Origin of the sequence: Clostridium sp. UBA4548 (assembly GCF_002387895.1) — a bacterium.
In the GTDB taxonomy this organism is placed as follows: domain Bacteria; phylum Bacillota; class Clostridia; order Clostridiales; family Clostridiaceae; genus Clostridium_J.
Genome location: NZ_DGLI01000006.1, coordinates 79,423 through 86,738 on the forward strand (window position 1 = coordinate 79,423; position 7,316 = coordinate 86,738).

8 protein-coding genes are annotated in these 7,316 nt (G+C 28.2%); 4 read left to right on the top strand and 4 right to left on the bottom strand.

Annotated elements, in window-relative coordinates:
* Positions 1 to 235: 235 nt before the first annotated feature.
* On the bottom strand, positions 236 to 403 hold the full coding sequence (locus tag B3040_RS19475; protein ID WP_349679158.1) for a hypothetical protein: 168 nt from the start codon (positions 401 to 403) through the stop codon (positions 236 to 238).
* A gap of 1,421 nt (positions 404 to 1,824) precedes the next feature.
* On the opposite strand from B3040_RS19475, the gene B3040_RS02895 reads away from it, so the two are divergent.
* Both B3040_RS02895 and B3040_RS02900 read left to right on the top strand, forming a co-directional pair.
* On the top strand, positions 1,825 to 2,235 hold the full coding sequence (locus B3040_RS02895; RefSeq protein WP_291570000.1) for a peptide deformylase: 411 nt from the start codon (positions 1,825 to 1,827) through the stop codon (positions 2,233 to 2,235).
* A gap of 183 nt (positions 2,236 to 2,418) precedes the next feature.
* Complete coding sequence (locus B3040_RS02900; protein WP_291570002.1) at positions 2,419 to 2,679, top strand: hypothetical protein; 261 nt, start codon at positions 2,419 to 2,421, stop codon at positions 2,677 to 2,679.
* A gap of 294 nt (positions 2,680 to 2,973) precedes the next feature.
* On the opposite strand, the gene B3040_RS02905 is transcribed toward B3040_RS02900, so the two are convergent.
* From B3040_RS02905 to B3040_RS02915, 3 genes are read right to left on the bottom strand one after another with little or no spacing between them, the layout of a single operon-like run.
* On the bottom strand, positions 2,974 to 3,666 hold the full coding sequence (locus B3040_RS02905) for a YjjG family noncanonical pyrimidine nucleotidase (RefSeq protein WP_291570004.1): 693 nt from the start codon (positions 3,664 to 3,666) through the stop codon (positions 2,974 to 2,976).
* A gap of 31 nt (positions 3,667 to 3,697) precedes the next feature.
* Complete coding sequence (locus B3040_RS02910) at positions 3,698 to 4,156, bottom strand: DMT family transporter (RefSeq protein WP_291570006.1); 459 nt, start codon at positions 4,154 to 4,156, stop codon at positions 3,698 to 3,700.
* Positions 4,157 to 4,169: 13 nt separating this feature from the next.
* Positions 4,170 to 4,592 (bottom strand): DMT family transporter, encoded by a 423-nt coding sequence (locus B3040_RS02915; protein ID WP_291570014.1) that lies wholly within the window; start codon positions 4,590 to 4,592, stop codon positions 4,170 to 4,172.
* A gap of 93 nt (positions 4,593 to 4,685) precedes the next feature.
* Here B3040_RS02915 and B3040_RS02920 point away from each other — a divergent pair, with 93 nt between their 5' ends.
* Together B3040_RS02920 and hisS are read left to right on the top strand one after the other, a co-directional pair.
* Positions 4,686 to 5,375 (top strand): Crp/Fnr family transcriptional regulator, encoded by a 690-nt coding sequence (locus B3040_RS02920; RefSeq protein ID WP_291570008.1) that lies wholly within the window; start codon positions 4,686 to 4,688, stop codon positions 5,373 to 5,375.
* A 551-nt stretch (positions 5,376 to 5,926) separates the two neighbouring features.
* The gene (gene hisS, locus B3040_RS02925; RefSeq protein WP_291570010.1) at positions 5,927 to 7,222 is read left to right on the top strand and encodes a histidine--tRNA ligase; all 1,296 of its coding nucleotides are present in this window, start codon (positions 5,927 to 5,929) and stop codon (positions 7,220 to 7,222) included.
* Positions 7,223 to 7,316: the final 94 nt, after the last annotated feature.

The window sequence follows — 7,316 nt, forward strand, 5'->3', positions numbered from 1 at the left end:
AAATTGCTTAGCTACAATACAACTTATTATATTTTTAGCATACCATTCAGAGTTAGAAATTGAATCCTCCTTCTTGTTTGGCAAAAAAAGAAGCGCCATAAGCTATCAAAAGCTTAGGCGCTTTAATATTATTCAGCCGGTTGTCGCGAATACACAATTTTCTGTATAGTTTTTTCTGCCAAAAAGTATTTCTGAGCTAATTCGAACACGGACAATCCATTTTTATATTCAAGTCTTATTTGGTTGTTACGCGAAGATACCAGTTGCTTAGTGTTCGTGTTGGTTCCCCATGATTTACGGCTATCTGCTTTTTTGGAATATAGACCTTAACACCGTCAACATATTCTTGGATTTGCTCGACAATTTCTTTTGGCAAAACGTCATATATATTAATATAGCTCATTTTGCATCTCCTAATCACTCTATGATATTTAGGATTAGCAAAGGCTATTTTTTAGTTGCTCACTTTTAGTGTGCAATAGCCCCTGCTATTGCACAGAAATAATTACTCCCATCGTAAAGCTACCCTCCTTTACTCAATTTAGCATAGGATGTTTTATATAATACGATTATCAAGTGAATGTACTACGGGAAGTACAAATACCAAAAATGATATTGCTATAATTCCTATGCCAAACTTTTTAATGCATTTTTTACACTTCATTTAGATATTAAATATAAAAAGCACAGGCGAGCTACCTGTGCTTTAAGTAAACGGAAGAAGATGACAAAAACCAAAGAAATTCCCTATTCTATAATAGCAAAATAAGTCATCATTGTTGATTTAGCCTATAATCATATTACATAATAAAATACTTCTCGCTAATTTAAGAATTTAAGTATATACTCCCTCATAAAAGCTTACACAAGCAATAAAGAAATGAAGCCATAAATTCATATTAATTAAGAAAATTTTATTTGTTTTTCATTAATTACCATTCTATCTTTAAAAACAAAAAGGATAGATTTGTCTCTATCCCTAAATGCATTAAATAAACTCCGCTAATAAGGGTTCTTAAAAATAGATAGACTAATCCCGATTACCCTACACATAGGTAGAGCCTTTAAGTACTATTTAATTAGTTACATAAAGTATATAATCGAGATGAAATCCACATTTTTAAGCAACCCTCCATTCATTAAAATCAAACATAGGGTATCATACAAATTAAAAATTTGCAATACCTTTTTATAAAACTGTAGAAGAAGGTAAGCCTAGAGTAATATCTTTTGGTTTTCAAAAGATATTGGTATTCTGGGACGTTATTTAATTGTAGGGGGGAATTTGTATTCAGAAACTTACAATAAATACGATAAATATGTAGAGGTGATAATGTGTATCCAATAGTTGTATTATTAAGTTTGGCTGGTGCAATTTATTTTAAGGTAAATAAGGACAAAATTAAAAATGAGATAGAAAGAAAGCAAAATGAAAAGGATAAAAGGAGTCTCTAATAGAGCTCTTTTTCATATAAATATAAAAGAATATAGAATTTAAAATATACATTTGAACTTAAAATAGAAACGCTCATTAAAAAGAAGTTTTTATATTGCCCAAAAGTCATAGGAGTTAGTTAACAAGGCAAGAAATGAAATAATTAATGAAATAAAGAGGATTAATAACTTTAAAAAGTTTAACCAAGATAATAACTGAATTAAGATTAAACTATCGGAGGTTTAAGAAAAACCTCCGATAGCACTGTTACGGAGAACCGTACCATAAGTATCATTGATGTGCCAACTGAGTGATGGACTAGATGTACTAATTTTAAATATGATATAGTATGATTTATAAAAAATATAATTGAATAAGAGGTATAAATTATGATAAAACCAATTATAAAAGATATATTGTTTTTAGGACAAAAATCAGAAGATGCAACTAAAAGTGATATAGTAGTGATTGATGATTTAATAGATACATTAAGAGCAAACCTTGAGAATTGTGTTGGATTGGCTGGTAATATGATTGGAGTAAAAAAGCGTATATTAGTATTTGCTGTAGGCAACCTTATTGTGCCTATGATAAACCCAGTTATATTAAATAAAGAAGGGATTTATGAAACTGAAGAGAGTTGTTTATCTTTAATTGGCTTTAGAAAAACAAAGAGATATAAAAAAATAGAAGTTGAATATCTTGATAGGAGTTTTAAAACGCAAAAACAAGAATTCACTGGATTTATAGCACAAATAATTCAACACGAAATGGATCATTTTCAAGGTATAATAATCTAATTGAATGATTAAAATATGAAGTAATTATTAGCCTAGAGGTCATTGAGAACTATGTGAGTTTCATAAGTGAGGTTTTCCTCTGATCATTAATTAATAATGATTAGGGCTACTGTTATTTAGAAACATAGTATATACTTGATTAGAACAGAAATAGGTATTTGAAAAAAGAAAGAGAGCGAAAAAATGGAAAAGTTTTTTAAAGCAATAGAGGAAAAGATAAGAAAGTCAGGGTATCCTGGAGAAGTCAGTGGCGAAGAAATCTACACTGAAATAAGTGATGAGGCTGAGGATCAAGAAGAAGGAAGTTACTTACTTATGAAGAAACAAAATGATGATATCATGTTTGAATACAGAGTGGATATTTTAGAGGACAATATTAATTTAGCAACCCTCACAATACATACATCAGAGAGAGAATACTTTATTGATTTTGATGCTGAATAGATAGAAGTATTATGTCTAATACCACCACCTTAGCTATAGTGAAGTAATTCACCAATAACCCAGGAGTATAAAACGTTCAAAACTGACTTAGCCATCCACTAGGGATTTGGAAATATTATTTGAAAACTATACCATATTTATGAAAAATATAAGCATGGGAATAAAATGGGAAAACATCATTTATAATAGGTGCGGTGAACCGTACCATAAGTGAATGCGATTTCTACAAATATCATAAAAGGTATAGAATTAAGTATAATTCTATACCTTTTACCATATTAATTATGGGAACTTTTATGAATTAAGTAATAAAGACTTAAGTTCATTAAAATTAGAAATTTCATAGGTCGGTTTTATGGATGCTTCATTTGAAATTTTATTAGGGTTGTACCAGCATGTATCTATCCCAAAGTTTATTCCACCTTGTATATCAGAAGTTAAGCTATCGCCTACCATTAATACTTTACTTTTATCAATATGATTTATATTTTTTAAAGCATGTTCAAAAATTTTAGGGTTTGGTTTTGAGATTAATATTTCTTCAGATATCACTATATCAGCAAAATATTTTGATATAATGGACTTTCTAATCCTTCCGTTCTGAACAAAGGTAAGACCATTAGTTACTATAGAAAGTTTATAAGACTTACTTAAATTTTTTATAAGATCTATACTACCATCATACAGAAATGATGCATTAGCTAAATGTGCCATATATGACGCTGCAAAGTTATTTTCATCAAAACTTATATTCAATTTATTTGATAGCCTTTTAAATCTTTCTACCTTTAGTTTTTCCTGTGTGATAAGTCCTTGTTCAAATTCTTTCCATATAACTGCATTTATTTCTTGGTAAGTTTTTAAATGGTTATTTTCATCATATTCCATATTAAATTCTAGTATAGTATTCTTAAAAGCCTCTCTTTCAGACTTTTTAAAATCGAATAAAGTATCATCTGCATCAAATAATATCACTTCATATTTCATAATATATCCTCCAGCCTTTTATATAAATAATTTAATTATTGAGAGATTTAATTTGATTTTGTTTATATTTTTCATTAGATTTGGCATTAAGTATAATACCTATTAAAAAAAGAATACAACCTATGACCTTCCCCATTGAAAAGATATTGAAGTACCAATAATCTATAATAGCACTTGTAAGCATTTGACCAATAAATCGAAGTATAACTGTATATACTGTTGGGACTTTATGAACTACAATATTGAACAAATAAGTTGTTAAAACTCCTATAGCTCCTCCTAAAAAATAAACTAAAGGAATGTTTGATATAGAAGAATAGCTATTTATAGAGTTAACCATAATAAAACATAAAGCAAGAGAAGAGATTGCAGCTGTTAGATAATTTATAAGAATGCTATTTATAATTCCTACTTTTATAGATAATTGTCCATTTAACATCATGCTTGTAACAATTAATACTCCTGTAAGGAATGAAAAAAATATATACATTGTAATCACATCCTTATAAGATAATTATACAAATTAAACCAACTATGATTATTGAAAAACTTAATACATTTTCTTTTCTTAGTTTGATAACTGGCATGCCAAACAAGCCGAAATGGTCTATTAAAGTAGATAATACAAGTTGTCCAAACAATCCCATACCTGCAGTAAGCGTTATACCTATTTTAGATGAACATATACTATTTAAGAATATCACTAAAACGCTTAGTATTCCTGGTATAAAAAGAAAAATAGGTATCTGATTAAATTTTGGAGGTTTGTTTTTTCTAATTATTGATATTAGTAAAATTAGTATAAATCCGAATATATGGTAAATTAATGTACTATTATATAATCCTATCTTTTTTGATAAAACACTATTTAAGAATATCATTATTGCAAGAAGAATACCGTTTAAAACAGCTAGGTTTCCATACATACTCAATTTAATTCACCCCTTTACAAGTCATCACTAATAAAATAATATATTTATAACGATTTGCACATGACATTGGTCATGTTAGGAGGGTTTATGAGAAAAGTTTTTGATGATATGCTTTTAAATAATTATATAAAAAAACATAATATTGATAAGATATTTGATAATGAAATATTAAAACAGAGTCAACTTTACTTCTACGAAAAGGAAGAATATATACTAGAAGCAGGAGAAGAACTTGAATATTATTACTTACTTGTGGAGGGTAAAATTAAAATTTATTATTCCTTTGAAAATGGAAAATCAATGCCTTTAAAATTTTATACAGCTTTTAATACCATAGGGGATTTAGAACTTTTAAAGGATATTCCTATACTTTGTAATGTTGATGCAATAGAAGATACTTATTTCATAGCAATACCTTCAGCAATGCTAAGAGAAAAATATTTTGATAACGTAAAGTTTTTACGCCATTTAGTAGATTCTTTGAGTGAAAAGCTTTATGGGACTATTAACAATAGCTCATATAATTTTATATACCCACTTACTAACAGACTGTCTAGTTATTTAATTGAACATTTAACAGATGAGGATTGTATAATTTTGAATTCATCATATTTAGATATTGCGCAGTTTTTAGGTACAACATATAGGCACTTAAACAGAACACTTAAAGAAATGGAAGCAAAATCAATTATAAAATGTGAGGATAAAAAAATATATGTATTAGATATAGATGAGCTTAGAGAATTGTCTAAAAATGTTTATATAAAACCACTATAGAGCATAATTTTATATAAATGTTTGCTTGTCAAACTTTATTTACAACTTATAAGATGAACCGTACAATAAATTGCAAAAGCAATCCTTTCAACAAATTATCAACTTCTAGATTTTTCAAGAAGTAAAGATATGAAATAAATTTGAACTTTATAAGGGATTGTTATATTATAATAGTAATATAATTTTAGGAGGAAAGTTATGAGAGCACTTAGTATTGTTAAACAAAACAACATACATCATCATTACTAGAGACTTGATCTGTAAAAAAGCAGATACAAGTCTATTAGCATTAGGCTTGTATCTCTAGGTAATGATAAATTAAGTGCAATCGTAATTTATTAAGCCATGTGGGATATATGCCTACATGGCTTTTGTTGTATTTAAAGATGTTTTAGAAGCCTAGTTCTCCCTTAGCTTTCAGGCGGGAGTCTTGTGCTAAAAATTAAACTTTGTTGTAATAAAGGTGATTTTGCTGAGTAAAATCTCCTTCCAAAGTTGCCCTACAAAATGAACTTGATTATTATTAAAAAATATTTATAGGAGTGATTAAAGTGAAAAATAATGTTATTAAACCAACTATATTACCAGGATTTATGGAGCTATTACCTAAGGAACAAGCAATATTTGATGATATAGTAAATAAAATAAAAAGTGTATATGAAGGAAATGGGTGCATGGCAATAGATACACCAATAATAGAAAAAGCAGAGGTTTTGCTTGCTAAGACAGGTGGGGAAACAGAAAAGCAAGTGTATAGTTTTCAAAAGGGTAAAAATAATTTAGCTTTAAGATTTGATTTGACAGTTCCTTTTGCTAGGTACGTAGCTCAGTATTATAATGAGTTAGTTTTTCCCTTTAAGAGATATCAAATAGGAAAGGTATATAGAGGGGAGAGAAACCAAAAGGGAAGATATAGGGAGTTTTATCAATGTGATATTGATGTTATTGGAAAAGGGAGTTTAAGTATAAATAATGATGCTTGGGTTATAAGTTTAGCCTCTAAGGCATTTAAGGAAATAGGGTTAAGTAATTATAGATTTCAAATAAGCAATAGAAAAATATTAAGGGGCATATTAAGTGAATTAAATATAGAAAGTACAGCTGAGGTAATGATATTAATTGATAAATATGAAAAAATAGAAAAACAAGTATTTATTAATGAACTTAATATTCTTATAGGTAATGAAAAAAGTGAGTATTTAAATAGGTTGTTAAGTATTAAAGGAACTAATGAAGAAGTGTTAGAAGAGTTATCAAAATTTAATATTAAAAACCAGTGTTTTATTGACGGCGTAGAAGAGCTAGGGAAAGTTAACTTTATGCTAGGAGTTCTAGGAGTAGAAAGTAGTGAATTTGAAATAAATCTAAGGATTATAAGAGGATTAGATTATTATACAGGAACGGTTTTCGAAACAGTATTGTTAGGGAATGAAAGCTATGGATCTATATGCTCTGGTGGAAGGTATGATAACTTAGCAGAGAATTATACAGAAAATATATTACCAGGAGTTGGAATTTCTATAGGAATAACTAGATTGTTTTTTGTGCTAAAGGAAATTGGTTTTATTGATAAATATGAGGTAAAGAATAAGTTGGATTATTTAATAATACCAATAGGAGAAACAATGGAATATTGTGGAGAAGTGCTAAAATACCTACAATTAAGGGGGTATGGGGCAGTAATATTCTTTGAAAATATGACTTTAAAGAAGACCATGAGTTATGCAAATAAGATAGGGGCTGAAAATGTTATATTAATTGGAGAAGAAGAAGTGGAAAAGGATAAAATTAAGATAAAGAATATGAAGCTTGGTAATGATATTAGTATAAGTTATAAGGAATTATAATGTGAAGAGAATCCTTAGGTCTACCTATTGATGAACCTATTAACAAAAAATATGCTTATTATTACTTCAACTGAAAATGAGTCTGTAAAATAAT